Consider the following 25,040-nt stretch of genomic DNA (forward strand, 5'->3'; position numbering starts at 1 on the left):
ACTCAGTGCCGATTCTGAAAAAGCCCCAGCCACCGCACTGGTAGCCTACTGGTAGCGGCGGCCTTCCAGAGCAGACCCAGATCCTGGGTGCAGAACGCCCGAGAATGGTCTTCGCCGAATTTCTCAACAGTATCTGCCCTTTGGCTGATCTCCGGCCGGTTAAGGGCGTTACGCTCTGGGCCACGTGTTGATCCTGATGAGCGCGGACCGGAACGATGACGCGCCTCAAAATAGGCAAATTGACTTGGGAGCGTAGTGTGACGCCTAACGGCGAATCGGGGGAGTCGGATGAGCCCATCGCCATTCCCAAACGACCCGGGGTCTAAATCGATCTCCAAGCCAGCTGCGATACCCGTCACGCTCAATGTCAACGGGCAAAGACGCTCGTTGACAATTGCACCGTGGACGACTTTGCTCGATGCCCTGCGGGATCACCTCGATCTGACCGGCACCAAGAAGGGTTGTGATCACGGTCAATGCGGCGCCTGCACTGTCTTGGTTGACGGCCGCCGGCTCGTTTCGTGCCTGACGTTTGCTGTCATGAAAGACGGCGCCAATATCACTACGGTCGAAGGCCTCGCCACCGATGGTGCACTCCATCCCGTGCAGCAGGCCTTCATCGATCACGATGCATTCCAGTGCGGCTATTGCACGCCCGGCCAGATCTGTTCCGCCGTCGCTCTCATCGCGGAGGGCAAGGCAAAGACCGCGGAGGAAATCCGCGAACTGATGAGCGGCAATATATGCCGGTGCGGCGCCTATCCCAACATCGTCGCGGCGATCCAGCAGGCAATGGGTGCCAAGCCATGATCAACTTTGAATATGCGCGTGCCTCTGACGTCCCCGACGCCATCCGACAGATCGCGGCTGATCCAACCGCGAAGTTCATCGCGGGAGGCACCAACCTCATCGACCTGATGAAGTACGAGGTCGAGAGCCCGACGCGGCTGATCGATATCACGCATCTGCCGCTCAAGACGATCGAGGAAACCTCGAATGGCGGCTTGCACATCGGTGCACTCGTGCCGAACAGCGATCTTGCCTACCATCCACTAATCGAGAAGCGCTATCCGTTAGTGTCAAGCGCGATTCTGGCGGGGGCATCGCAGCAATTGCGCAACATGGCATCGACTGGCGGCAATCTGCTGCAGCGCACACGGTGCTTCTATTTCTACGACACGGCAACCCCTTGCAACAAGCGAGAGCCCGGCAGCGGCTGCTCCGCGATCAATGGCATCAATCGGATTAACGCTATCCTCGGCACGAGTGACGCTTGTATCGCGACGCACCCATCCGACATGTGCGTCGCACTCGCGGCCCTGGAAGCCACAGTCCATGTGGCAGGGCCCGCTGGTGAACGCGCGATCCCCATTGCCGATTTCCATCGCCTACCGGGCGACACGCCGCAAATCGATACCAATCTCGCGCCGACCGAGATCATTGTGGCTATCGAACTGCCGCCGAAGGGCTTCGCGGCAAACTACAGCTATTTGAAGATCCGCGACCGGCTGTCTTATGCGTTCGCATTGGTGTCGGTTGCCGCGGCCATGGAGATCGAGGGAGGTCGCATCAAGGAGGCGCGGCTCGCGCTCGGCGGCGTCGCCCACAAACCCTGGCGCAAAGCTGAAGCCGAAGCGGCATTGCGCGGCGAAGCCCCCGACCGGACGGCGTTCGCGAGAGCGGCCGATATCCTGCTTCGCGATGCCAGAGGCTACGCGCACAACAATTTCAAGATCGGACTCGCCCATCGTGCGATCGAACGCACGTTGACGCAGGCCGCGAACGGCACGCCCCAGGTCCAGGCCATCAAGAAGATCCGGTGACTGTCATGACGTATATCGGCACCGCCACACCCCGTGTCGACGGCCATGCAAAGGTCACCGGCGCTGCGAAATACGCTGCGGAAGTCCACCCGGACGACCTCGCCCATGGCAGCGTCGTTACATCCACCATCGCCAAGGGCAGGATTGCGCGTCTCGATGTGAGCGAGGCATTGAGCGTCGATGGCGTGATCGAGGTGCTCACGCACCTGAATCGGCCGGAGATGCCAGACGACGACAGCGCCTATAAGGACGATGTTGCTCCGGATGGCTCGCCGTTCCGGCCGCTCTACGACGATAGAATTTTGTTCGACGGGCAGCCAATCGCGTTAGTCGTTGCCGAAGAACCGGAAATCGCTCAGTTCGCGGCCTCCTTAGTGCGGGTCGATTATGACCGGGAACCGCATGTCACCGACATGCACCGCAGGCGGGAAGAACCCTCTGCTTTGAAACCATCTGCAAAGCCTGGAGCGGATCCCTTCGCCCCACCAAAGCCACGCGGCGCGGCCGAGAAGGCATTCGCTGCTGCCGAAGTGCGCCACCAGGGCGAATATTACGTTCCGATCGAACATCACAACCCGATGGAGCTCTATGCATCGACGGTCATATTCGAGGGCGATGGCAAGCTTACAATCTACGACAAAACCCAGGGCGTGCAGAACGTCCAGCGCTATATCTGTGGCGTGTTCAAGTTGGATCCGGACGATGTGCGCGTCATGTCACCCTTCATGGGCGGCGGCTTCGGATCAGGATTGCGCCCACAATATCAGGTAGTTCTGGCCGCGCTGGCGGCGCTCGCGCTAAAGCGCTCGGTGCGCGTCGTGCTCACCCGGCAGCAGATGTATGGCCTCGGCCATCGGCCGGCTATGATCCAGCGGATCGAGCTCGGTGCCAAGGCTGACGGAACACTCGAGACGGTCACACATGATGCTCTCACGGTGACCTCGCAATACGAGCACTTTTATCGGCAGGAGACAGGCTGGTCAGGCCTGCTCTACCAGTGTGCCAATGCGACATACGCCCATAACCTCGCGCCGCTCGATCTTGCAACCTCGTGCGACATGCGTGCTCCGAGCGCGGCGACTGGCGTCTATGCCCTCGAATGCGCCATGGACGAGCTCGCGGTCGCGCTCAGGCTCGACCCGCTCGATCTGCGCCTGAGGTGCTATTCGGACCGTGACCAGCACGCCGATCGGCCCTACGGCAGCAAGAACCTGCGGGACTGTTATCGCCAAGGTGCTGAAGTGTTTGGCTGGGATAAACGCACCCCCGAACCTCGCTCGATGCGCGATGGCAACGAGCTGGTGGGCTGGGGTATGGCGACGGGCGTCTGGGAGGCATTGCAGGTGCCGATCGCGGTGCGTATCGCACTCACCTCCAACGGCCATGCGGAGGTGTCATGCGCGACCTCCGACATCGGCACGGGCACCTACACGATCATGGCCCAGGTCGCGGCCGACATGCTCGGGTTGCCGCTCGACGCCATCACCGTCAAGCTTGGAGACTCGACTCTGCCGCAATCGCCGGTCGAAGGGGGATCATGGATTGCAGCCTCGGTGGCCAATGGGATCGCGACAACGTCCGACGCAGTCCGCCACGAGCTGTTGGGCCTCGCCAAGCAGATGCCGAATTCGCCTTTTGCAGACGTTGCGCCCGATGAGGTCACGCTGGCCGACGGCAAGCTCGTGAGCAAGCGCGATCCTGCAAGCGCGGTATCGATTGCCGATGCCATGCGCCATGGCGGCGTCGACCGCATCGAGCAGGAGAAGACCACGCGCTTTGCCAAGGATGAGTCGCGTTCGCACAACGTGCATTCCGCGGTCTTTGTCGAGGTCAAGGTAGACGAAGAGCTCGGTGTCATCCGAGTCACCCGCGTCGTCAGCGCAGTTGCGGCCGGGCGCATCCTGAATACCAAGACCGCCGGGAGCCAGATCCTGGGTGGCGTGGTATGGGGTATCGGCATGGCACTGCACGAGGAAACGCTTCTCGACCACACCTTCGGGCGCGTCATGAATGCCAACATTGCGGAATACCACGTCCCGGTGAACGCCGACATCCACGACATCAAGATCATCTTCGTCGACGAGCCGGACGACACCATCAATCGGCTCGGCATCAAAGGGCTGGGCGAGATCGGCATCGTCGGCGTCGCAGCCGCGGTTGCCAACGCGGTCTATCACGCGACGGGAAAGCGCGTGCGCGACCTGCCCATCACGTTGGACAAGCTCGATTGATCTTAAGCGGCCAATCCGCAATGCTGGTGAAAGTCCCCGCCTCAGCCGTTCACGTTCGGTGCGTGGCGAAATCCTCTCTCGTGTCGATGTCCTGAACGACAGCAGGATCCGTGGTCGTCCACTCGAGAACATCCAACCGTCCGCGCAAAAGTGGGCCTGCGCCGACGTCACCGGACAGGCCTTCGATCGCAGCTTGGAGATCACGTGAGAGCACGACCGGGTTGCCACGTCGGCCGTTCAAGGTGGGGATCAGGGCCGCTGGTTCTCCCCTTTCTCGCCACCCTACCACGAGGGCATCGATGAGATCAGCTCTCACGAAGGGCATGTCCCCAAGGAGGATGATTGCAGCCCGCGCCTTTGGAGGGAGGGCGGAGAACCCGGCTTTCAGCGACGTCGAAAGCCCCTGTTCAAACAAGGCATTATGGAGGATCCGAACGGAAAGCCCATGCACGGCCGCCTCGACCTCTTCGGATCGATGGCCGGTCACCACGATAACCGGATCGACCGAAGAGCCGACGGCAGCCTCAGCGACATGGCGAACCAAGGCCTTGCCGCCAAGCCGAGCCAGCAGCTTCGGCTCGTCGCCGAACCGGCTGCCGCGCCCGGCGGCCAGAACAATAGCCGCCACATCGCTCATTCATCAGCCTCGCTTTCGCCGCCCTCACGCGGCTGTGGCCGGGAGACGATCTCCATAAGAAGCCCTCCGACGCCGAGTGACATGATGTCAGCCCGTGTCACGGGAACATCCGCAAGAAGTCGGTGAAGAATCCAGTCAAACCCGTTCTCCTTGGGTGACCGAGCACAGCCAGGAGCTCCGATGACAGGCTTGCCGGCGATGGCTCCGATGAGAAGTAGGTTTCCAGGATCGACAGGCATACCGAAATGCTCCACTCGTCCGCCTGCCCGCTCGATGGCGGATGGAATGACGTCCCGACGGTCGGCAATCGCCGAGGCCCCGAACACGATGATGAGCTGCGTGTCGCCTTGTGCCAGTTCGGAAAGCTCCCGCGCCAATACAGCCGCATCGTGGGACACACGGCAATCCTGCACGATCCTTGCATTCGCGGGCTCGAGCCGCTGCGCCAGCACGGCAACGGTCTTGTCGATCACACTCGGCTTGAGCCCTGGAAGAACCGTCGAAACAACGCCGACCAAGCGACGGGTATAGGGTGCAACACGCAGCGCCTCCCTGCCAACCGCAGCTAACCCATTCCATAGCAGGGTCTCCGGGATGGCATAGGGAATGATTTTGACGGTGCCGACCATCTCCCCCACGACTACCGGCTTGTAGGCGGGTAAGGTGGCGGCCGTCATGGCCTCGTCGACCGCATTGAGGCCGTTGATCGCCTCGACATCGATCAGGAGCACGCCCGAGGCCTCGGCGTAGAGATTGGAACGTCCGGTGAAGGGTGCTTCGACAACGACGTTTTCGCCGGCAAGAGATCGGGCGAGCCGCCAGGCCGCTTCGTCCTCGCTGATATCTCCAGGTTCGAGCCGCGCTGCGATCATCGTCTCGACGCCAGCTTGCTTCAGCTGCATCGCGATCTCGGGCGAGACGAGGGTTCCTTTCTTCACCGTCGTGCTGCCTGCCCGCACGCTGTGAGCCGCCAGGGCTCCAATCGCCTCCTCAATTGGAATAAGGCCAAATTTCACGCCGAGCGCCTCCGCTCCTTGCGCAGGGTTGCAACGATCTCTGCCAGGATGGAGACGGCAATCTCCGCCGGAGAAACGGCTCCGATGTCAAGCCCGATCGGGGCATGGATACGGGCAAGATCCGCGTCGGTGAAGCCGGACGCCATCAGTCGCTGAACGCGGCGCTCATGGGTTTTGCGCGAGCCGAGCGCACCGATGTAAAAGCATGGCGACCTGAAGGCCGCGGCGAGCGCAGGATCGTCGATTTTAGGGTCATGGGTCAGTGCCACGACGGCCGTATATCGGTCGATCCCGATATCGGGCAGGGCAGCATCGGGCCACTCAGCCCTCACCTGCACGTCCGGAAAGCGTTCGGGAGTCGCGAAGGCCGTACGCGGGTCGATGATGGTGACGTCGAGGTCCAGGTCCTTTGCCATAGGAGCCAAGGCCTGGCTAATGTGGACGGCACCAATGATCACCACCCTCACCGGTGGCGTCTGCACGGTGAGAAAGTACTGGCGACCATCCCGCTCAATGAGGCCACTCTTGCCCTGGCGCAGGCGCTCCTGAATGTCCTGAGCGATAGGGTCATTTCCAACCCCTTCTTCCCGAACAAGGCGCTGTTCGCCCGATGCGATGTCGGTCACAAGCACGGCGGCTCGCCGAGCGGCTCGCTCTGCATTCAGGTCCGATAGAAGACTCAGCCGCATGTCATGCCCTCACCATCCGGCGAAACGGAGAAATGAAGGCGGCAGAGAATATCCGCCCATCCTAGTCTACTCGTTCCACGTAGACGCTGATCCGTCCCCCGCATGAGAGTCCGACCTGCCATGCGCTCTCGTCGGCAACCCCGAACTCGAGCATCCGCGGCTTTCCATCGGCAATGACGTCCAGAGCCTCCGTAATGACCGCTCCCTCGACGCATCCGCCAGAAACGGACCCGAGAAAGTTCGTATCCTCGTCAATCACCAGGTGACTGCCGACAGGACGCGGTGCCGACCCCCAGGTTTCGACCACGGTCGCGATTGCCACGCCCCTGCCCGCGCGCCTCCAGGCTTCTGCGGTCCTTAGGATATCCGTATCGGTCGAGAACATGAGATTCCCTGGCGAAATGAGCAGCCTCAGACGGCCGATATGGGTCAATACTGCCATTGCGGCCCCTTGAACCGCAACCAGAATACGAATGAACCCGCAGGCGAACCCTGGACTCAGGTGTTGGGGCTGTATCTGACCATTGACAGGTCTTGGATCGGAGCGTCTGATTCAGCGAGGGGCAGGTACATTCGTCGGATGGCTTACGAGCAAGATGCTCAACGATATCTACAGCCGGCGCATATTGCAGCTTGCAGGTGACATTCCGCGTCTCGGGAAGCTAATGGATGCCGATGCCAGCGCTACGGCACACTCCAAGCTGTGTGGGTCGACGGTCACCGTTTATCTGAAACTCGATGGCGATGTCGTCACGGGGTTCGCCCACGAAGTGAAAGCCTGTGCCCTGGGGCAGGCATCGTCATCGATCATGGGCCGAAACGTGGTGGGATCGGCCGCGGCAGAGCTTCGGGACGTTCGGGAGGAAATGCGCCGGATGTTGAAGGCTGGCGGCACCCCACCCTCCGGGAAATGGGCGGACCTCGCATTTCTGGAACCGGCGCGGGACCTCAAGGCTCGCCATCCCTCCATCCTTCTCACCTTCGATGCCGTTGTCGATGCACTCGACCAAATCCAAAAACGTTAGGGCAGTCCTCGCAATGAGGCCCGGAACGGCGCAAACTTCGACGAACCGTTTGGATCGAAGACGCACACCATTGGCGGACATCGGGTCCCGGCGAAGCTGAGGAAGATGCATCGGCGCTACCGATCCCATCCCATGGGAAGCGCCGGTCTTGAAAGCACGCTCAAGCCGTTGACCGGCTCCAAGCAATTGTTGCAGCGCACGCATCTATCGTGCACTGCAGCAGAACCTAGGATCTGGCACTCCGGGCAATTTGCATCATACTTTGCTGTCAATATCGGGGGAAATCCAGGGAGGACTCAGCATGGCGATGATAATGCAAGGCGACGTCACGCTACCGGCGGACCGGGAAGCAGTCTGGGTTGCGCTCAATGATCCCAACGTCTTGAAAGCCTGCATCCCAGGGTGCCAGGAACTGGAGAAGGTGAGCGACACGGAATTCCAGGCAACGGCGAAAATCTCAATCGGACCCGTCAAGGCAACCTTCAAGGGCAGCGTGAAACTGACCGATCTCGATCCCCCCGACAGCTACACCATCACCGGCGAGGGACAGGGCGGAGTTGCTGGTTGGGCCAAGGGCGGAGCGAAGGTGCGCCTGGAGGATATCGAGGGCGGAACCAAGCTGGTCTATGACGTCGAAGCGAATGTGGGCGGCAAGATCGCTCAGCTCGGCGGCAGGCTGATCAATGGCGTAGCGAAGAAATATGCCGACGAGTTCTTCGCGAATTTTGCCAGGATCCTCTCGCCTGAGGAAACGGCCGTCTGAGCGTTTCCTCATCGGCCATCCTTTGAATCATTCCAATGCTTGACCGCTCAATCGGGGCGGTTCACACTTGACATTGGCAGATCGCATTCATGCGATCGTCCAACAAGAATACCTGCCGGTGCCTGAGACCACCTAAGGTTGGCCGGGCTGCCGGTGTCTGAGGAGGAAAGCACGCATGACCACCGTCTCCCTGACGGTGAACGGTCAACCCGTCACCGCAGACGTCGACCCCCGCACTCTTCTCGTTCACTTCTTACGCGACAATCTTCGACTTACCGGAACCCACGTGGGCTGCGACACCAGCCAGTGTGGCGCCTGCGTCGTTCATTTGAACAATCAGGCCGTGAAGGCCTGTACGATCCTCGCCGTCCAGGCGAATTCAGCCACCGTCACCACCATCGAGGGCATCGCCCAAGGCGGCGAGCTGCATCCGATGCAGGCGGCCTTCCGCGAGCATCATGGCCTGCAATGCGGCTACTGCACGCCGGGCATGGTCATGTCCGCCATCGATATCGTGAACCGGAAGGGACATGCTCTCGACGAACAGACCATTCGGGCCGAGCTGGAAGGCAATCTGTGCCGCTGCACGGGCTATCACAACATCGTCAAAGCCGTTGCCGCCGGAGCGCTAGCCATGGCCCAGGCACCTTTAAGGCAGGCGGCTGAATAGGCCGACCCTCGCCAAGGTGCGACGCCCACATCAACGGGTGCAGGCTGAGGACCTCGAAGCCGGCGTAGTCTCTCCAACGTCCGTGTCGAGATTCCCGCTTCCGCCTTCTGATGAGGGCCGATGAAGACAAGGGAGGACAGCATGACCGCAACAGGAATCGGCGCCCCCGTACGCCGGAAAGAGGATCAGCGTTTCGTAACCGGCCAGGGACGCTACGTCGACGATTTCAATCGACCTGGCCAAGCCTACGCATATTTCCTTCGCTCGCCGCATGCACACGCCACGATCCGGTCGATCGACACCGGCCCGGCACAGGCCATGCCCGGCGTCGTGGCCGTCTTTACCGGAGATGACCTCGCAGCCGACAAGATCGGAGGTCTCATCTGCGGATGGATGATCCAATCCAAGGACGGCTCTCCCATGAAGGCGGGACCGCACCCGGCTCTGGCACAGGGCAAGGTGCGCTATGTGGGCGACCACGTGGCGGTGGTGATTGCCGAAACCCTGGCCCAGGCCAAGGACGCCGCGGAAGCCATCGCGGTCGACTACGATGTCCTCCCTGCCGTCGTGAACACGGCCGAGGCGACAAAGGCGCCGGTCCAGGTGCATGACGTGTCACCCGACAATACCGTCTTCAATTGGCACCTCGGCAACAAGGAAGAGACGGAAGCTGCCTTCGCACGGGCGAAGCATGTGACGAAGATCGACCTCGTCAACAACCGGCTGGTGCCGAACGCCATCGAACCCCGGGCGGCGGTGGGCGAATACGATCACGGCACCGACGGCTACACGCTCTACACGACGAGCCAGAACCCCCACGTGGCCCGGCTCGTCCTCTCGGCCTTCATCGGGATCGCGCCGGAACACAAGCTGCGCGTCATCGCTCCCGATGTCGGCGGCGGGTTCGGCTCCAAGATCTTCATCTACGCCGAAGAGACGGTCTGCGTCTGGGCGGCGAAAAAGGTCAAGCGGCCCGTGAAATGGACGGCCGACCGTACCGAAGCTTTCCTGTCCGATGCGCATGGCCGTGACCACGTCACCCATGCGGAGATGGCGACCGATGAGAACGACAGGATCCTGGGCCTTCGGGTTCACACCATCGCCAATCTCGGCGCCTATCTGTCCACCTTCTCCTCATCCGTGCCGACCTATCTCTATGCCCCGCTCCTGTCGGGCCAATACGATATCCCGGCAATCTACTGCGAGGTGGATGCGGTCTACACGAACACGGCTCCCGTCGACGCCTATCGCGGCGCAGGACGTCCCGAGGCGACTTTCGTGGTCGAGCGGCTCGTCGAAAGAACCGCCCGCGAGCTCGGTCAGGATCCGGCTGAATTCCGCAGGAAGAACTACATCGGGCAGTTCCCCCATCAGACGCCGGTCATCATGACCTACGACACAGGCGATTATGCCGCCTCGCTCGACAAGGCACTGGAACTCGCAGATTACAAGAACTTTGGCGCGAGGAAGCAGGAGAGCGCCCGCCGCGGCAAGCTGCGGGGCATCGGCTTCTCGAGCTACATCGAGGCCTGCGGCATCGCCCCCTCGCAAGCGGTCGGCTCCCTCGGGGCAGGCGTCGGCCTTTGGGAATCCGCCGAGGTGCGCGTCAACCCGACAGGGTCGGTCGAGGTGCTCACCGGCTCGCACAGCCATGGCCAGGGGCACGAGACCACCTTTGCCCAGCTCGTCTCCGACCGGCTCGGCATCCCCATCGATCAGGTCAGCATCGTCCATGGCGATACCGACAAGGTACAGTTCGGCATGGGAACCTATGGATCGCGTTCAGGCGCGGTCGGCATGTCGGCCATCGCCAAGGCTCTCGACAAGGTGATCGCCAAGGGCAAGAAGGTGGCGGCGCATGTTCTCGAGGCCGCCGAAGGCGACATCGAGTTCAAGGATGGCAAGTTCGGGGTTGCCGGCACGGATCGGACACTCGGCTTCGGCGAGGTGGCTCTCCAGGCCTATATCGCCCACAAGTTCCCAGGCCAGGATCTGGAGCCCGGGTTGAAGGAGGGAGCGTTCTACGACCCCACCAACTTCACCTTCCCGGCTGGTGTCCATATCTGCGAGGTGGAGATCGACCCCGACACGGGCGTGACCAAGATCGAGCGCTGGACGGCAGTCGACGATTTCGGGGTGATCATCAACCCGATGATCGTTGAAGGCCAGGTCCATGGCGGCATCGCCCAGGGCGTCGGGCAGGCGCTGCTCGAAGGCGCCGTCTATGACCAGAGCGGTCAGCTCGTGACCGCCAGCTTCAATGATTACTGCATGCCGCGCGCCATCGACCTACCGTCGTTCCAGATCGGCATGACGATGACGCCCTGCCCTTCGAACCCACTCGGGATCAAGGGCTGTGGCGAGGCTGGTGCCATCGCCGCTCCGCCTGCCGTCATCAACGCGATCACGGACGCGCTCGGCCATGAGGATATTGCGATGCCCGCAACGCCCCAAGCCGTCTGGCGGGCGGCGCAGAAGGCGCGCATGCCGATGGCAGCGGAATAAGGGAGGACAGCATGTACGCTTTCGAATATCACCGCCCGACGAGCGTCCAGCAGGCGGCTGACCTCGCTACTCAGCTGGAGGAGACCAAGTTCCTCGCCGGCGGGCACACCCTGCTGCCGACTATGAAAATGCGGCTCGCGGCACCAGCCAATCTGATCGACCTCGGCCAGATCGCCGAACTTCACGGGATCGAGCGCTCCGGCGACACACTCAGCATCGGTGCCACGACCCAGCATGCGGAGGTCGCCAACTCGGCTGAGGTGCAGGCGGCCATTCCGGCCCTTGCCGAATTGGCGGAACTGATCGGCGATCCGCATGTGCGCAACCGCGGCACGATCGGAGGCTCGGTCGCCAACAACGATCCCTCCGCGGATTATCCGGCGGCTTGCCTTGCCTTGAACGCGACGATCGTCACCGACAAGCGGACGATTGCCGCCGACGACTTCTTCCAGGGTATCTTCACGACAGCCTTGGATGAGGGAGAGATCATTACGAAGATCTCGTTCCCGATCCCGTCTCAGGCGGCCTATGCGAAGTTTCGCCATCCGGCCTCGCGCTACGCCCTCGTCGGCGTGTTCGTGGCCAAGCACGGGGATGAGGTGCGGGTGGCCGTAACGGGAGCCGGTTCCAACGGCGTGTTCCGCGTGCCGGATATGGAGCAGGCCTTGCGCCAGAACTTTGCGGCCGACGCTCTCGACGGCATCTCCGTGCCGGCAGACGAGATGAACAGCGACATCCACGCAGACGCGGCCTATCGGGCTCATCTTGTCGGAGTCATGGCCCGCCGCGCCGTGCAGGCGGCAGCCTCTCGAGCCTAAGCGATCCCTCAACCTTGTCCTGGCAGGCGACGACTGCAAGACTGGACGAAGGCACAGAGGCATCCATGCCCGGGATTTCCCGGGCATGTCTTCTTGTGGAGCATTGAGACCCTTGGCTGAACGACCCGGTTCTATCGACGAAACGCTAGCCCTTCTGAAGAGCACAGGCTATGTCGCCGACCGTCCGCTCGCGACGGTGCTCTTTCTTGCGCTGAAGCTTGGGAGGCCGCTTTTCCTGGAGGGAGAAGCCGGCGTCGGCAAGACGGAGATCGCGAAGGTACTGTCGGCGGGGCTCGGCCGCCGGCTCATCCGACTGCAATGCTACGAAGGCCTCGACATCGCCTCGGCGGTCTACGAGTGGAACTATGCCGGGCAGATGATGGCTATTCGCCTTGCAGAAGCTGGCGGAGCGGTGGATCGAGACACGCTCGAAAGCGATCTTTTCTCGGAACGGTATCTGGTGAAACGGCCGCTGTTGCAGGCCCTTGAGCCCGATACGGCTGGAGCTCCGGTTCTCCTGATCGACGAACTCGACCGCACGGATGAAGCCTTTGAAGCCTTTCTTCTGGAGGTGCTGTCAGACTTCCAGGTAACCATCCCCGAGCTCGGTACGGTTCGGGCGGATCACCCACCAATCGTCGTCATCACGTCGAACCGCACCCGTGAGATTCATGACGCTCTCAAGCGCCGCTGCCTTTATCATTGGGTCGACTACCCGGATGCGGAACGGGAGCTGGCCATCCTGAAGAGCCGCGTTCCAGATGCACCGGGGCGTTTGTCGCAAGAAGTGGTCGGCTTCGTCCAGGCGCTCCGGAAGAAGGACCTGTTCAAGGCGCCGGGTGTAGCGGAAACCCTGGACTGGGCCTCCGCCCTCGTGGAGCTCGATGCGGTGGCGCTCGACCCCACGCTTGTCTCGGACACGCTCGGCGTTCTCTTAAAATATCAGGACGACATCCAGAAAATGCAGGGCAGCCGCGCCAAGGCAATGCTCGACATTGTCCAGAGCGCGCTGCGGATCTCCGAGTGAGTAGCAATCCCCGCCGAAACGGTGATGGTCGCCTTGCAGACAACATCGCCTATTTTGCGCGAGCTTTGCGCAATGCGGGCCTGCCGGTCGGCCCAGGCGCGGTTCTCGATGCAATCGCTGCGGTCGAGGCTGGCCGGATTGGCACGCGCGAGGACTTTTACTGGACGCTTCACGCCGTTTTCGTGAAGCGACATGAGCACAGCATCCTCTTCGACCAAGCCTTCAAGATCTTCTGGAGGCGGCGCGCCCTGATCGAGAAGCTGATTGCCCAGATGTCGCCGATTGCCCCCGGAGGCAAGGAGGAGAAGAAGCCCCAGGCAGGTGCCTTGCGTGTGGCCGAAGCCTTGGCCACGCCGCGGCAGGAAAAACCGGACCCGGTCGAGAAAACCGAATTCTCTGCCCGCCTCACCGTCTCGGATCGCGAGATCCTGAAGACGAAGGACTTCGCGCAGATGTCGGCCTCTGAGATCGCGATGGCGAAGCGTGTGATCACCGAGATGTCTCTTCCGGACGACGAAGTGGCCACGCGCCGCTTCCTGCCGGACCCAAGAGGCCGGCGGATCGATCTGCGCAGGACGTTCCGGCGATCGCTGCGCGGAGGAGGCGCCGTGATCGATCTGGCCTATCGCTCCCCCGCGGTCCGGCATGCGCCGGTGGTCGCAATCGTCGACATCTCGGGATCGATGGCGGACTACTCCCGCCTCTTCCTGCATTTCCTTCATGCCATCGCTGAGAAGAGGCGGAGGGTTTACTCCTTCGTGTTTGCAACCCGCCTGACCAATATCAGCCGCGAGCTGGCGAGCCGTGATCCGGACGAGGCGCTCGCTCGTGCCTCGAAACGCGTACAGGACTGGGAAGGCGGGACACGGATCGCCCATGCCCTGCACGACTTCAACCGTCACTGGTCGCGTCGGGTGCTCGGTCAGGGCGCCATCGTTCTTCTGTTCACGGACGGGCTCGAGCGGGAAGTGACGAGAGAGCTGACCTTCGAGATGGATCGCCTCAAACGCTCCTGCCGCCGCCTGATATGGCTGAATCCGCTTCTCCGGTTCGACGCGTTCGAGGCACGGGCTTCCGGCATCAGGACAATGCTGCCTCACGTCGACGAATTCCGCCCGATTCACAGTCTGGCATCGATGGAGGAGCTCTGTCGGGCTTTGTCCGATAAGCTGACTGAACAAAACAATCCGCGCCAATGGCTGCGGGCGTCATGAGCCTTAAATCGCACGCCGATAACGACTGCGATTTTCGTCGCGTTCCGGTGAACAACCGAGCACCGGCCAATAAGGTGGAAGCCATTCTTGCTGATGCTAAGGGTGGCTACAGGCGGACGCGGAGCTTTGAGCACAAGTCAGATCCTTGTGTTGGACACACCCTCCCCGTGAAGGGCGCACACGGCACAAGGCCCCACCGTGCCATGTTAGGATTATTAACATTAACTCGACTGTCGCGCCAAGAGGTTGCGCTCCACACTCTGCAAGTGAGTGCGCATCGCCGCGGCAGCGCCATTCATGTCGCGATTCTCGATAGCCGTAATGATCATCTCGTGCTCGGCAAAGCTGTGATGATCGGGTTCTGGCTTGACAGGGTTCGAGCGGAGACGGCCCCATGTTACGGCCCGGCGCAGGGCATTCAACATGTCAAACAGTCCAAGAAGGGGCGTGTTCTGCGTCGCCTCGGCGATGGTGCGATGCAGGCGGGTATCCCAGTTCTCATATTGCCGCCATGTTGCAGCTTCCTGAGTCCGGGTCTGGCATAGTCTCAACTCGGAGAGATGCATAGGCGTCGCGGTCAGTGCGGCCGCGCGGGCGATCTCGGGCTCGATAATGAGGCGCGCGCGCATCAGCTCCGCCGGATTGGTCCGCTTGGACAGGGCTGCGATATCTGAAAGGCTGTCGGTGGGACGATTCCCCAGGAAGGTGCCTTTTCCGACGTGGCGCCAAATCTGACCCTCGGCCTCGAGCGCCCCGAGCGCTTTCCTCAGTTCGGATCGAGTGACGCCCAGGGCAACGGCCAGATCCCGTTCGGGCGGCAAGCGCCCATCTTCAGGCAACTCGGCCTGCGCGAGGTATGCCCTCAGCTGGGTGACGATGCCCCGATTGGATCCCGCCTCACTGTACATTTGCATCTGCCGATCTCAACCAATCTCAAATTGGTTGGATCTTCTAACTAAATATTGCACCGCGTCAACTGAAATAATGCTTGACACCAATTCAGCCAATTGCGACCAATATAGCATTGGTCGCGAAAGGTGCGACTGAGAGCAAGAGCGGGTGAACCGCCCAAAACAATGGGAGAGAAACATGTTCAAGGGCTTAAAGTGCTTAAAGGCAAGCGCTGCAGTTCTCGCGATTGGTGCGGCGCTCATGACATCGAACGCAGCGGAAGCGGCCAAGGTTCGTGTGGTTTATGGCGACATCCCCAGCGTGGAATCCCTGCATCTCTTGGCGGCCTTCGAGCGCGCCAAGGAAAAGGGTGTCGATATCGAAATGACCTATCTGAAATCCGAGGATATCGCCGCTCAGGCTGTCGTCGGCGGTCAGGCTGACATTGGTGTCGGCGGTCCCTATGCACTCGTTCAGAAGGTCAAGGCTCCGATCCGGATGTTCATGCAGCTTTCAACGCTGCGCTTCTACCCGGCCGTGAACGGTCAGTTCTACAAGACCTGGAAGGATCTGGACGGGCAGGAGGTTGCTGTTCACTCGCGCGGTTCCGGAACCGAGGCCATCATGAAGCTGATGGAACAGCGGCAGGGCATCAAGTTCTCCAAGATCAGCTACATCCCGGGCGCCGAGGTGCGCACAGGTGCTCTGCTCCAAGGCAACGTCAAGGCCAGCATCGTCGATTCCTCCGGTCGCCGCCTGCTCGAGACTCAGGCTCCCGGCAAGTTCGTCATCCTGCCGCTTGAGGGGGTGAACGCAACCGATGAAGCCTTGTTCGCCAACAAGGATTTCCTCGAAAAGAATGCGGCAGACGTCGACAAGATCGTCGAGGCCATTCTCACCACCTGGCGCGAAGTGACAGCCAATCCGGCGGTGGTTTCCGAGTGGCGCGCCAAGTACAAGCTGCTGCCCGACCTGCCTGCTGCGCAAGCAAGTGACATCGGGCCTTATTTCGACGAGCTCGCGAAGGGCAAGGCATTCCCGCTTAACGGCGGCGGTGCTGCGGCGGCGAAGGACGACTTCGCCTTCTATACCCTCTCGGGCCAGCTCACAGGTGAACCCGCCAGCCTGAAGGTCGAGGACTTCTGGGACACACGTTCTCTGGATCGCGTCGTTGCCAAAATCGGCTCCAAGTGAGGTGACCGGCATGATGGCCTCCTCCCAGGTGAATTCTCAAGTGAACGGCCCCGCGCGGGCCGTTCATCCGCCGCCCGGCTGGGGCTTGAGCCTCGGCCGACTGTTCACGAGCCACCCAATCGCCGTGAGGGCAGTGTCCCTGGGACTCTTCTTCCTGATCTGGGAGATCGCCGGACGTGTGCCGATCAGCTATGCGTTCCCGACCTTCCTCGAAACGCTTTATGCCCTCGCCTCCATGCTGCTCGATGGCAGCCTCCTGGTGGCTTACGGATCGACCGTTCAGCCCTTGATCATTGGCATTGCCATTTCAGCCGTGGTCGGAGTGGGGCTCGGCATCGTGATGGGCTCGTCACGCAAGGCTGAGTGGCTCGTGGCACCACTGTTCATTGTCCTTCAATCTGCTCCCATGGCAGCCCTCATCCCGCTCATCACGTTCGTGTACGGCATCGGCTTGGTGGCAAAGACCCTCGCGGTCATCATGCTTGCCCTGCCGGTGATTGTCCTGAATGGCTACAAGGCGGTTCGAAACGCCAATCCTTCGCTGGTCGCCATGTGCCGTTCGTTCCAGGGCACGCGATTCCAGCAGATCACCAAGATCATCATTCCCGATGCCAGTCCGGTGATCTTCGCCGGACTGCGTCTCGGCCTTGCGGCTGGGTTCATCGGCGTCATCCTGGCCGAGCTCCTGATCACGCCGACCGGAATCGGAGATCTCATTACCTACCATCGCTCAGTGGCCAACTATGCGGAAATGTATGCCGCTGTGGTTTCCATCATCCTGGTCTCGACCCTGACGCTCGCCGCACTCGAGGCATTCGAGGTCCGCGTGCTGCGCCCTGAAAAGAAGAGAGGCTGACATGACTGCTCCCACTGCTTCCATCCATGCGATGCCTCGGGTTGAAAGCGACGTTGCCGTCGAGGTGCGCAGCATCTGCAAGAACTACGGTGACATCGAAGCGCTGCGCCTGATCGATCTCGACTTTCCCCGCGGCAAGCTCACGACGCTGCTCGGCCCTTCCGGCTGCGGCAAGACCACCCTGCTCAAAATCATCGCCGGACTCATCGAGCCGACATCAGGCGAAGTGCGTGTGAACGGCAAGATTATCACCGGTCCCGGTCCGGAACGCGCCTTCGTGTTTCAGGATTTTGCCCTGATGCCGTGGGCGACGGTGATGCGCAATGTGGCCTTCGGGCTTGAGCTGAAGGGGATGGGCAAGGCCGAACGCCAGTCTATTGCCCGCCACTATATCGCCGAGGTCGGTCTCACAGGATTCGAGGACAAGTACCCGCACGAACTCTCCGGGGGCATGCGCCAGCGCGTCGGTCTTGCACGCGCCTTCGCGGTCAATGCAGAGGTGCTGCTCCTCGACGAGCCGTTCTCCGCGGTGGACGAACAGAACCGCCGCAAATTCCAGGAGGACCTGCTGCAACTGGTGGAGAAGGAGCGTAAGACCTTCATCTTCGTGACGCACAGCATCGAGGAAGCCGTCTACGTGTCGGACCGAATCGTGCTGCTCTCGCGCCGGCCGAGCCGCGTCGCACAGATCATCGAACCGAAAATCGATCGAACGGCCTCTCCCGACGCCATCCGCCGTGACCAGGGTTATCTCGATACCGTCGAGGAGATCTGGCAAGGCCTCAAGCACTACGTGGACTGAGGAGAGCAGCTATGACACTTTGCGGCTACCGGGTGCCGATGATGGCGTCCCTCCTGGTCTGGTGCCTGATCTGGGAGCTGGTCGGACAGTCCGGCCTGATGTTCCTGGTGCCGCCGCTCTCAAGCGTGCTGATGGCCGGGGTCGCGATGGTGCAGACCGGAACATGGCAAGCAGCCGCGCTGATCACGCTGCACAGCTTCGCCGTCGGCATGGCACTGGCTATCGTAGTCGGCGTCACGTTGGGCGTGCTGATGGGGCGGTTCAAGGCGGTGGACGAGCTGTTCGGCATCTGGGTCAACATCTTCGTCAGCGCGCCGCTCTCGGCCCTGGTTCCGGTGTTGATGATTCTGTTCGGCATGGGCGAGACCACGGTCATCGTCACGGTCTTTCTCTTCGCGGTGTGGATCATCGTGTTGGACACGCGAGCGGGCATTCAGCATGTGCCGAACTCGCTTATTGAAATGGGGCGCTGCTACGGCGCCTCTCCCTTCGCTCTTTACGGAAAAATCGTTCTCCTTGCCGCACTGCCGGAGATCCTCGCAGGGATCCGACTCGGCCTTGTGCGCGGCGTAAAGGGTGTTGTGATCGGCCAGCTTCTGGTGGCGATCATCGGTTATGGCGAACTGTTTGAGCTTTATTCACGCAGCTTCGACATGGAGAACTTCTGGGCACTGACGATCATCCTCTTCGCTGCGGCGATGCTGATGTCGGCGGCCATCGAGTACATTGAGAAAAAAGTCGACTATTACGCAGGAGTAAGATGATGAATGCCCCTCTCGCCATGACCGGCTATGTCATTCAGCCGGCACCGGTTGCCACGTTGCCTGTTCAGGGCAGCGACAAGCTCTTCCCGATCCACCGGATCTATTGCGTCGGCCGCAACTATGCTGAGCATGCGATCGAAATGGGGCACGATCCCTCCAAGGAGCCACCGTTTTTCTTCCAGAAGAATGCGGACAACATTGTCACGAACGGCAAGTTCCCCTATCCAGGCAAGACTTCCGACGTGCATCACGAGATCGAGATGATCGTGGCGCTCGCCAAGGGCGGCGACAACATCCCCGTGGAAACTGCTCTCGATCACGTCTTCGGCTATGGCGTCGGTCTTGACATGACCCGCCGTGATCTCCAGGGCGAGGCCAAGAAGCTGGGACGTCCATGGGAAGTCGGAAAGGCCTTTGAAGCCTCCGCGCCCTGCGGTCCGCTGGTCCCCGCAAGCGAGATCGGCCACCCGACGTCCGGCGCGGTGACATTGAAGGTAAACGGTGAATTGCGTCAGCAGGGTGACCTGAACCAGCTGATCTGGAAGGTGCCGGAGATGATCTCGTATCTATCTGGTCTGTTCACTCTGCAGCCGGGCGACATTATCATGACCGGCACGCCGGCTGGCGTCGGTGCGGTCGTGCGCGGCGATGTCATGGAAGGCTTCGTCGAGGGCGTCGGGAAGATCGAAGTCGTCGTCGTCTAACCTGTGTCGTCCGTATTGTAACGTCTCAATGCGGACGAGGGGGCTTTCAACACCGCAGCGCATCTCTATGTGCTGCGGTGCAATTTTAAGGCGGAACAACCGCCGCGTCCAAATCAATCAGGAGCCAAAAGTGGCGAAGATCAAGGTCGCGAATCCGGTCGTCGAGCTCGACGGCGACGAGATGACCCGCATTATCTGGCACTTCATCAAAGACAAGCTGATCCACCCCTATCTCGACCTCGACCTGAAGTACTACGATCTCGGCGTCGAGCACCGCGACGCCACCAACGACAAGGTCACGGTCGAGGCCGCCGAGGCGATCAGGAAGTACGGCGTCGGCGTCAAATGCGCCACCATCACGCCGGACGAGGGCCGCGTCGAGGAGTTCAAGCTCAAGGAGATGTGGAAGTCGCCCAACGGCACCATCCGCAACATCCTCGGCGGCGTGATCTTCCGCGAGCCGATCATCTGCAAGAACGTGCCGCGCCTGGTGCCCGGCTGGACCCAGCCGATCATCGTCGGCCGCCACGCCTTCGGCGACCAGTACAAGGCGACCGACTTCAAGGTACCGGGCAAGGGCCGGCTTTCGATCAAGTTCGAGGGCGAGGACGGCACGGTGATCGAGAAGGAGGTGTTCAAGTTCCCCGAGGCCGGCGTCGCCATGGCGATGTACAACCTCGACGAGTCGATCCGGGATTTTGCCCGCGCCTCGATGAACTACGGCCTGAACCGCAAGTACCCCGTCTACCTCTCCACGAAGAACACCATCCTGAAGGCCTATGACGGCCGCTTCAAGGACATCTTCGAGGAGGTGTACCAGAACGAGTTCAAGGCGAAGTTCGATGCGGTGGGCATCACGTATGAGCACCGCCTGATCGACGACATGGTGGCCTCGGCGCTGAAGTGGTCGGGCGGCTATGTCTGGGCGTGCAAGAACTATGACGGCGACGTGCAGTCCGACACGGTGGCGCAGGGCTTCGGCTCACTCGGCCTGATGACCTCGGTGCTGATGACGCCGGACGGCCGGACGGTCGAGGCGGAAGCGGCGCACGGCACGGTGACGCGCCACTACCGCGAGCACCAGAAGGGCAAGGAGACCTCGACCAACTCGATCGCCTCGATCTTCGCCTGGACCCGGGGCTTAAGCCACCGGGCCAAGCTCGACGACAATGCCGAGCTCGCCCGCTTTGCCGCGACGCTGGAGAAGGTCTGCGTCGACACGGTCGAGGCCGGCTTCATGACCAAGGACCTGGCGCTGCTGGTCGGGGCCGAGCAGAAATGGCTCTCGACCACCGGCTTCCTCGACAAGATCGACGAGAACCTCAAAAAGGCCATGGCGGCCTAAGCCAAAGCCTCACGCTCTGCAACGATGCAAAGCCCGGCCCAAAGCCGGGCTTTTTGATGCCTTGGCCCTACGCATCAAACTCGACATTGCTCATGCTTTATTCTGACAAGACATGACGTTTGTCGGCGATGCTTTTGGATGGTTCGACCCGCCGATTCACAAAGTGACTTGCGGAAGGCCCGTTATGCAAGGGCTGCGTCTACGATTGCCAGAGAGATCCCTCTACATTAATTCCGTGCTCATTAGTTAAGCGCTCTGCCGGATTGCGGGCTATCCGATATTGCCATTTTCCGACACAAGTTTGCGCAAATGGCTCAACAGGAACGCTAAGGATAGTTGAGAGCTCGGCTGAGTAGCGTCTTTTGTCGCGCCTGGGTGAGGTGACAAGGAAGGCAGTACATCCGTGCCTGTCTTTGTCCCTCGGGCCAAGCGGCCACAGAGCTGACCTAAAGCGGCTCGATGACGGCCTCATGACGGTGCGGCGGCGCCGCGGGAAACATGCAATTGCCCCGAACAAACATCTTGATACTTGTTGCAATCATTAGAGCATCGCTCTTCGCGGACCCGGAGGGCCGCGTCAGCGAACCCCGTCGGCACTCGTGCGGCGGTAGCGTTCTGCCGGCAGGCGATGAGACACGTTCGGCAGGAGGGCTGCCCGCGCTGTTTTGAAGGCAACCCAGTCAGACACGTCGGGTAGCGCCGGAATCGTGACCCGCTCTCCCTGGTCGAGACCTGCAAGCGCTGCATCGACCATATCGCCGGTCTCCATAACAATGTCCTGCGGGAGAGCGTTGATATCGAGCCCTCCCTTTTCCCACAGTTCCGTCCGCGTCACGCCGGGCAGCACGGCCTGAACTCGCACGCCGTATGGCGCAAGTTCGCTGTCGAGTCCTTCGCTGAACGCAAGGAGATAGGCCTTGCTGGCACCGTAGCCTACGCTGATGGCCGGCTGATCGCCCCGAATGGCAACCACGGAGGCAATGTTGACGATGTCTCCCTTCCGTCGCTGTGCCAAGCCGGGTGCAACGGCGCGTGCCAAGCGCGTCGCCACGACCACGTTGAGCTGGATCATCGCGTCGAGGCGCTCCGAATTCATGGCGATCGTCGGCCCGGCAACCGCGATACCGGCATTGTTGACGAGCATGGCGATGTCATCCGAGCGGAGCCGAGTCTCGACCCTACGAATATCATCGGCATTCGCGAGATCGGCTCGCAAAATTTCGACTTTTACGCCCGTCTCTGCGACGAGTCGGGCCGTGAGAGCTTTCAATTTCGTCTCATCGCGGGCAACGAGAACGAGATCATATCCGCGGCGGGCGAGACGATCCGCATAAACTGCTCCGATGCCGGCCGAAGCGCCAGTGACCAGCGCCGTTCCTTGTCCTTTGCTCATACTAGGTTCCTTCGGTTCAAGAGGAGGGATGCAACAGAGCCCATGGGCTGACCACTCAGGCCATGCGCTCGACAGCGATGGCGGTGGCCTCGCCGCCGCCGATGCACAGGGATGCGATCCCGCGGGACAATCCCCGGCGTTCCAGCGCATGCAGCAGGGTCACGATCAGGCGCGCACCGGTCGCACCGATGGGATGGCCGAGCGCACAGGCGCCGCCGTTCACGTTGAGGATGTCGCGCGGGATGCCAAGGTCCCGCTGCGCCGCCATGGCGACGACCGCGAAGGCCTCGTTGATCTCAAACAGATCGACGTCTCCCACACCCCAGCCCACCTTGTCGAGGAGCTTGCGGATCGCCGGGATCGGCGCGGTGGTGAACCAGGCCGGATCCTGGGAATGGGTCGCGTGCCCCCGGATTGCTGCCAGGACCGGGAGGCCTTCGCGTTCGGCGATCGAGCGGCGCGTGAGGACGAGCGCCGCCGCTCCGTCGGCATTGGCAGAGGAGCTCGCCGCCGTGATCGTGCCATCGAGCCGGAAGGCCGGCTTCAGGGATGGGATCTTGTCCGGTGAGACCTTCAGCGGGTTCTCGTCCGTGTCGATGACCGTGTCGCCCGTCTTCCCGGTGATGACGATCGGTGCGATCTCGGCTGCAAAGCCCCCTTCCCCGATGGCCTGACGGGCCCGGGTGAGCGTCTCGATTGCGTAAGTGTCCTGGTCGGCCCGGCTGAACTGATAGACCTCCGCCGTCGCCTCGCCGAAATCCCCCATCGGCCGCCCGCCCTCATAGGCATCCTCGAGGCCGTCCATCATCATATGGTCGATGAGGCGGTCGTGACCGACCCGGTAGCCGCTGCGGGCCTTGGCCAGAAGATACGGCGCGTTGGACATGGACTCCATGCCGCCGGAGACGACGATTCCGGCCGAGCCGGCCAGGATCAGATCATGGGCGAGCATGGTCGCCTTCATGCCGGAGCCGCAGACCTTGTTGACGGTCGTCGCGCCTGTTGCGTCCGGCAGGCCTGCCTGGCGGGCAGCTGGCGGGCCGGCGCCTGCCCCTGACCGGCCGGTAACACGCAGCCCATGAGGATTTCATCGACCTTTTCGGCCTCGAGCCCGGCGCGGTCGAGTGCAGCGCGAATGACATGGCTGCCGAGCTTCGGGGCGCCCAGCCCAGAGAGGCTGCCCTGGAACCGACCGAGCGGGCTGCGAGTGGCGGAAACGATCACGACCGGATCATGCGACGACATCGGGGCCTCCGTTATATGATTGTTGACATATAGTATGATGACGATAATGTAAAGCCCACTAGGAATGGAGTGCGACATTGCGTTACGAGAAGGGTCACAAGGAGCAGACCCGCAAACGCGTCCTCGACATTGCGGGAGCGCGGTTCCGCGCCAAGGGCATCGAGGGGACCGGGGTTGCCAGCCTGATGGCCGATGCTGGGCTGACCCATGGCGGCTTCTATGCCCATTTCAAATCCAAGGACGACCTTGTCCGGGAAGCGCTCTCATCCGCCCATGCGAGCAGCCGTGAGGCATGGCTCGCGGACGCGAAGGCCGCCCGCGAGCGTGGCGAGGACGGGCTTGAGGCCATCGTGCATCGGTATCTGCGCACGGTGCACCGCGACCGGCCAGAGGCAGGCTGCTCCGTCGCCGCACTCGCGCCCGAGATCGCCCGCAACGATCCGAAGACCCGCAAAATCATGGCCGATGCGGCAAGTGAGATCGTCGCAATCATCGCGGCCGAACTGTCCTCGTCCTTCCCGGAGGAGAAGGCGACGGAAACCGCCTATGCGATCTTCGGGCTGATGATCGGCACGCTGCAACTTGCCCGTGTCACGACGGATCCTACTCTCTCCGAGGCGATTCTGCGCTCCGGTCAAGAAGCTGCTCTGCGCCTCGCCCGCGAGAGATATGAGAATCCAGTCATGAACCCGCCCAACTCATGAGGCTGCTTGGAAGCGATGAATGGAGGGTGCAGAAATGGACAGCCAAAAACGAGAGCATCTGTTTCTTGACGACCTGCACGTCGGCCAGACCTTCACGAGTGCATCACACGGACTGGATGTCGAGCAGATCAAACGCTTCGCGGCGGAGTTCGATCCGCAACCGTTTCACCTCGATGAGGAGGCTGCAGCTAGGTCGCTCTTCGCCGGCCTCGCGGCCAGTGGCTGGCACACGGCCGCTCTCACGATGCGCATGCTCGTGAACGGCGGCGCGCCCATCGCCGGCGGCCTTGTCGGCGCGGGAGGCGAGATCGCGTGGCCGAAGCCGACCCGTCCCGGCGACGAACTCCATGTCGTCAGTGAGGTCATGGAGATCATCCCGTCCCGCTCCAAGCCGGACCGGGGCATCGTGGTTCTGCGCAGCGAAACCCGCAATCAGTGCGGCGAGGTCGTTCAGGTGCTGACGTCGAAGCTCGTGGTTCCACGAGGGCAGTCCAGCGCCAAGCGATAAGATGCAAGCTCGGTCGTTGGCAGATCCGTTGGTCACGCAGATGCGGATGCTCCGTCTGCCTCCGAGATATGCCAAGTCCTGACCTTTCTACATGTAATACCAGGTCCCTGAAGGTCTGACTCGTTCGTGATTTCCAGGATTGCGGTGGGTGTGATTCAACTTGGTGAGCCAAGGAGGGTTGCCATGCCGATCCCACTCCGCTCTGACTTCGATGCT

24 protein-coding genes and 1 pseudogene are annotated in these 25,040 nt (G+C 61.6%); 18 read left to right on the forward strand and 7 right to left on the reverse strand.

Annotated features, from left to right (window positions below; all coding sequences use genetic code 11):
• The first annotated feature begins 288 nt into the window (after nucleotides 1-288).
• The 3 genes from ACS5Q1_RS21550 to ACS5Q1_RS21560 are packed head-to-tail and all read left to right on the forward strand — an operon-like array spanning nucleotide 289 to nucleotide 4,054.
• The gene (locus ACS5Q1_RS21550) at nucleotides 289-810 is read left to right on the forward strand and encodes a (2Fe-2S)-binding protein (RefSeq protein ID WP_473100100.1); all 522 of its coding nucleotides are present in this window, start codon (nucleotides 289-291) and stop codon (nucleotides 808-810) included.
• Entirely contained in the window at nucleotides 807-1,823 is a 1,017-nt protein-coding gene (locus ACS5Q1_RS21555; RefSeq protein WP_473100101.1) for an FAD binding domain-containing protein, read from the forward strand. Before ACS5Q1_RS21550 ends, ACS5Q1_RS21555 begins: the two co-directional genes overlap by 4 nt.
• Before the next feature lie 5 nt (nucleotides 1,824-1,828).
• Nucleotides 1,829-4,054, forward strand: a complete 2,226-nt coding sequence (locus ACS5Q1_RS21560) for a xanthine dehydrogenase family protein molybdopterin-binding subunit (RefSeq protein WP_473100118.1) — start codon at nucleotides 1,829-1,831, stop codon at nucleotides 4,052-4,054.
• Nucleotides 4,055-4,103: 49 nt separating this feature from the next.
• On the opposite strand, the gene ACS5Q1_RS21565 is transcribed toward ACS5Q1_RS21560, so the two are convergent.
• The 4 genes from ACS5Q1_RS21565 to ACS5Q1_RS21580 form a co-directional block, all read right to left on the reverse strand.
• A complete protein-coding gene (locus ACS5Q1_RS21565; protein WP_473100102.1) occupies nucleotides 4,104-4,691 on the reverse strand; it encodes a nucleotidyltransferase family protein in 588 nt (195 codons plus the stop codon).
• Nucleotides 4,688-5,707 (reverse strand): molybdopterin-binding protein, encoded by a 1,020-nt coding sequence (locus tag ACS5Q1_RS21570; protein WP_473100103.1) that lies wholly within the window; start codon nucleotides 5,705-5,707, stop codon nucleotides 4,688-4,690. Before ACS5Q1_RS21570 ends, ACS5Q1_RS21565 begins: the two co-directional genes overlap by 4 nt.
• Complete coding sequence (locus ACS5Q1_RS21575; RefSeq protein WP_473100104.1) at nucleotides 5,704-6,396, reverse strand: XdhC family protein; 693 nt, start codon at nucleotides 6,394-6,396, stop codon at nucleotides 5,704-5,706. The genes ACS5Q1_RS21570 and ACS5Q1_RS21575 overlap by 4 nt, the downstream gene beginning before the upstream one ends.
• A 61-nt stretch (nucleotides 6,397-6,457) precedes the next feature.
• On the reverse strand, nucleotides 6,458-6,781 hold the full coding sequence (locus tag ACS5Q1_RS21580; protein ID WP_473100119.1) for an XdhC family protein: 324 nt from the start codon (nucleotides 6,779-6,781) through the stop codon (nucleotides 6,458-6,460).
• Nucleotides 6,782-6,992: 211 nt separating this feature from the next.
• On the opposite strand from ACS5Q1_RS21580, the gene ACS5Q1_RS21585 reads away from it, so the two are divergent.
• From ACS5Q1_RS21585 to ACS5Q1_RS21615, 7 genes are all read left to right on the forward strand, one after another.
• Complete coding sequence (locus ACS5Q1_RS21585; protein ID WP_473100105.1) at nucleotides 6,993-7,421, forward strand: iron-sulfur cluster assembly scaffold protein; 429 nt, start codon at nucleotides 6,993-6,995, stop codon at nucleotides 7,419-7,421.
• Between the two features lie 301 nt (nucleotides 7,422-7,722).
• Nucleotides 7,723-8,184 carry a CoxG family protein gene (locus ACS5Q1_RS21590; RefSeq protein WP_203441431.1) on the forward strand — a complete coding sequence of 154 codons (462 nt, stop codon included), beginning with the start codon at nucleotides 7,723-7,725 and terminating at the stop codon, nucleotides 8,182-8,184.
• A gap of 175 nt (nucleotides 8,185-8,359) precedes the next feature.
• A complete protein-coding gene (locus ACS5Q1_RS21595; RefSeq protein WP_473100106.1) occupies nucleotides 8,360-8,854 on the forward strand; it encodes a (2Fe-2S)-binding protein in 495 nt (164 codons plus the stop codon).
• A 141-nt stretch (nucleotides 8,855-8,995) separates the two neighbouring features.
• A complete protein-coding gene (locus tag ACS5Q1_RS21600) occupies nucleotides 8,996-11,359 on the forward strand; it encodes a xanthine dehydrogenase family protein molybdopterin-binding subunit (protein WP_473100107.1) in 2,364 nt (787 codons plus the stop codon).
• An 11-nt stretch (nucleotides 11,360-11,370) separates the two neighbouring features.
• Nucleotides 11,371-12,177: an FAD binding domain-containing protein gene (locus tag ACS5Q1_RS21605; protein ID WP_473100108.1), complete on the forward strand. Its 807-nt coding sequence runs from the start codon at nucleotides 11,371-11,373 to the stop codon at nucleotides 12,175-12,177.
• A gap of 112 nt (nucleotides 12,178-12,289) precedes the next feature.
• Nucleotides 12,290-13,204, forward strand: a complete 915-nt coding sequence (locus tag ACS5Q1_RS21610; RefSeq protein ID WP_473100109.1) for an AAA family ATPase — start codon at nucleotides 12,290-12,292, stop codon at nucleotides 13,202-13,204.
• The gene (locus ACS5Q1_RS21615; protein WP_473100110.1) at nucleotides 13,201-14,418 is read left to right on the forward strand and encodes a vWA domain-containing protein; all 1,218 of its coding nucleotides are present in this window, start codon (nucleotides 13,201-13,203) and stop codon (nucleotides 14,416-14,418) included. Before ACS5Q1_RS21610 ends, ACS5Q1_RS21615 begins: the two co-directional genes overlap by 4 nt.
• 221 nt (nucleotides 14,419-14,639) lie before the next feature.
• Here ACS5Q1_RS21615 and ACS5Q1_RS21620 read toward each other — a convergent pair whose 3' ends face one another.
• Nucleotides 14,640-15,332: a FadR/GntR family transcriptional regulator gene (locus ACS5Q1_RS21620; protein WP_203441437.1), complete on the reverse strand. Its 693-nt coding sequence runs from the start codon at nucleotides 15,330-15,332 to the stop codon at nucleotides 14,640-14,642.
• A 175-nt stretch (nucleotides 15,333-15,507) separates the two neighbouring features.
• Here ACS5Q1_RS21620 and ACS5Q1_RS21625 point away from each other — a divergent pair, with 175 nt between their 5' ends.
• The 6 genes from ACS5Q1_RS21625 (at nucleotide 15,508) to ACS5Q1_RS21650 (ending at nucleotide 20,974) form a co-directional block, all read left to right on the forward strand.
• Nucleotides 15,508-16,503 carry an ABC transporter substrate-binding protein gene (locus ACS5Q1_RS21625; RefSeq protein WP_473100111.1) on the forward strand — a complete coding sequence of 332 codons (996 nt, stop codon included), beginning with the start codon at nucleotides 15,508-15,510 and terminating at the stop codon, nucleotides 16,501-16,503.
• A gap of 13 nt (nucleotides 16,504-16,516) precedes the next feature.
• Complete coding sequence (locus ACS5Q1_RS21630; RefSeq protein WP_473100120.1) at nucleotides 16,517-17,359, forward strand: ABC transporter permease; 843 nt, start codon at nucleotides 16,517-16,519, stop codon at nucleotides 17,357-17,359.
• 1 nt (nucleotide 17,360) lies between these two features.
• The gene (locus ACS5Q1_RS21635) at nucleotides 17,361-18,161 is read left to right on the forward strand and encodes an ABC transporter ATP-binding protein (protein ID WP_203441439.1); all 801 of its coding nucleotides are present in this window, start codon (nucleotides 17,361-17,363) and stop codon (nucleotides 18,159-18,161) included.
• Between the two features lie 11 nt (nucleotides 18,162-18,172).
• The gene (locus tag ACS5Q1_RS21640) at nucleotides 18,173-18,925 is read left to right on the forward strand and encodes an ABC transporter permease (RefSeq protein WP_473100112.1); all 753 of its coding nucleotides are present in this window, start codon (nucleotides 18,173-18,175) and stop codon (nucleotides 18,923-18,925) included.
• Nucleotides 18,925-19,629, forward strand: a complete 705-nt coding sequence (locus ACS5Q1_RS21645; protein WP_473100121.1) for a fumarylacetoacetate hydrolase family protein — start codon at nucleotides 18,925-18,927, stop codon at nucleotides 19,627-19,629. Before ACS5Q1_RS21640 ends, ACS5Q1_RS21645 begins: the two co-directional genes overlap by 1 nt.
• 130 nt (nucleotides 19,630-19,759) lie before the next feature.
• Nucleotides 19,760-20,974, forward strand: coding sequence for an NADP-dependent isocitrate dehydrogenase (locus tag ACS5Q1_RS21650; protein WP_473100113.1), 1,215 nt, complete (start codon nucleotides 19,760-19,762; stop codon nucleotides 20,972-20,974).
• Between the two features lie 577 nt (nucleotides 20,975-21,551).
• Here ACS5Q1_RS21650 and ACS5Q1_RS21655 read toward each other — a convergent pair.
• Nucleotides 21,552-22,367 (reverse strand): SDR family NAD(P)-dependent oxidoreductase, encoded by an 816-nt coding sequence (locus ACS5Q1_RS21655; protein WP_473100114.1) that lies wholly within the window; start codon nucleotides 22,365-22,367, stop codon nucleotides 21,552-21,554.
• A gap of 55 nt (nucleotides 22,368-22,422) precedes the next feature.
• Nucleotides 22,423-23,612, reverse strand: a pseudogene (locus ACS5Q1_RS21660) (acetyl-CoA C-acyltransferase).
• 77 nt (nucleotides 23,613-23,689) lie between these two features.
• Between ACS5Q1_RS21660 and ACS5Q1_RS21665 the strand changes: the two are divergent.
• Both ACS5Q1_RS21665 and ACS5Q1_RS21670 read left to right on the forward strand, forming a co-directional pair.
• Complete coding sequence (locus tag ACS5Q1_RS21665; protein ID WP_473100115.1) at nucleotides 23,690-24,316, forward strand: TetR/AcrR family transcriptional regulator; 627 nt, start codon at nucleotides 23,690-23,692, stop codon at nucleotides 24,314-24,316.
• A gap of 34 nt (nucleotides 24,317-24,350) precedes the next feature.
• Nucleotides 24,351-24,824 (forward strand): MaoC family dehydratase, encoded by a 474-nt coding sequence (locus ACS5Q1_RS21670; RefSeq protein WP_473100116.1) that lies wholly within the window; start codon nucleotides 24,351-24,353, stop codon nucleotides 24,822-24,824.
• Nucleotides 24,825-25,040 lie beyond the last annotated feature (216 nt).

The sequence above is a fragment of the Microvirga sp. GN3 genome, assembly GCF_055792825.1.

Excerpts from the sequence above, each read along its gene's own strand:
- ACS5Q1_RS21670 (WP_473100116.1), top strand. The coding sequence starts at position 24,351 with ATGGACAGCCAAAAACGAGAGCATCTGTTTCTTGACGACCTGCACGTC.
- ACS5Q1_RS21580 (WP_473100119.1), bottom strand. The coding sequence starts at position 6,781 with ATGTTCTCGACCGATACGGATATCCTAAGGACCGCAGAAGCCTGGAGG.
- ACS5Q1_RS21565 (WP_473100102.1), bottom strand. The coding sequence starts at position 4,691 with ATGAGCGATGTGGCGGCTATTGTTCTGGCCGCCGGGCGCGGCAGCCGG.
- ACS5Q1_RS21555 (WP_473100101.1), top strand. The coding sequence starts at position 807 with ATGATCAACTTTGAATATGCGCGTGCCTCTGACGTCCCCGACGCCATC.
- ACS5Q1_RS21640 (WP_473100112.1), top strand. The coding sequence starts at position 18,173 with ATGACACTTTGCGGCTACCGGGTGCCGATGATGGCGTCCCTCCTGGTC.
- ACS5Q1_RS21635 (WP_203441439.1), top strand. The coding sequence starts at position 17,361 with ATGACTGCTCCCACTGCTTCCATCCATGCGATGCCTCGGGTTGAAAGC.
- ACS5Q1_RS21560 (WP_473100118.1), top strand. The coding sequence starts at position 1,829 with ATGACGTATATCGGCACCGCCACACCCCGTGTCGACGGCCATGCAAAG.
- ACS5Q1_RS21595 (WP_473100106.1), top strand. The coding sequence starts at position 8,360 with ATGACCACCGTCTCCCTGACGGTGAACGGTCAACCCGTCACCGCAGAC.
- ACS5Q1_RS21620 (WP_203441437.1), bottom strand. The coding sequence starts at position 15,332 with ATGCAAATGTACAGTGAGGCGGGATCCAATCGGGGCATCGTCACCCAG.
- ACS5Q1_RS21600 (WP_473100107.1), top strand. The coding sequence starts at position 8,996 with ATGACCGCAACAGGAATCGGCGCCCCCGTACGCCGGAAAGAGGATCAG.
- ACS5Q1_RS21655 (WP_473100114.1), bottom strand. The coding sequence starts at position 22,367 with ATGAGCAAAGGACAAGGAACGGCGCTGGTCACTGGCGCTTCGGCCGGC.
- ACS5Q1_RS21645 (WP_473100121.1), top strand. The coding sequence starts at position 18,925 with ATGAATGCCCCTCTCGCCATGACCGGCTATGTCATTCAGCCGGCACCG.
- ACS5Q1_RS21605 (WP_473100108.1), top strand. The coding sequence starts at position 11,371 with ATGTACGCTTTCGAATATCACCGCCCGACGAGCGTCCAGCAGGCGGCT.
- ACS5Q1_RS21585 (WP_473100105.1), top strand. The coding sequence starts at position 6,993 with ATGCTCAACGATATCTACAGCCGGCGCATATTGCAGCTTGCAGGTGAC.
- ACS5Q1_RS21625 (WP_473100111.1), top strand. The coding sequence starts at position 15,508 with ATGTTCAAGGGCTTAAAGTGCTTAAAGGCAAGCGCTGCAGTTCTCGCG.
- ACS5Q1_RS21550 (WP_473100100.1), top strand. The coding sequence starts at position 289 with ATGAGCCCATCGCCATTCCCAAACGACCCGGGGTCTAAATCGATCTCC.
- ACS5Q1_RS21630 (WP_473100120.1), top strand. The coding sequence starts at position 16,517 with ATGGCCTCCTCCCAGGTGAATTCTCAAGTGAACGGCCCCGCGCGGGCC.
- ACS5Q1_RS21575 (WP_473100104.1), bottom strand. The coding sequence starts at position 6,396 with ATGCGGCTGAGTCTTCTATCGGACCTGAATGCAGAGCGAGCCGCTCGG.
- ACS5Q1_RS21590 (WP_203441431.1), top strand. The coding sequence starts at position 7,723 with ATGGCGATGATAATGCAAGGCGACGTCACGCTACCGGCGGACCGGGAA.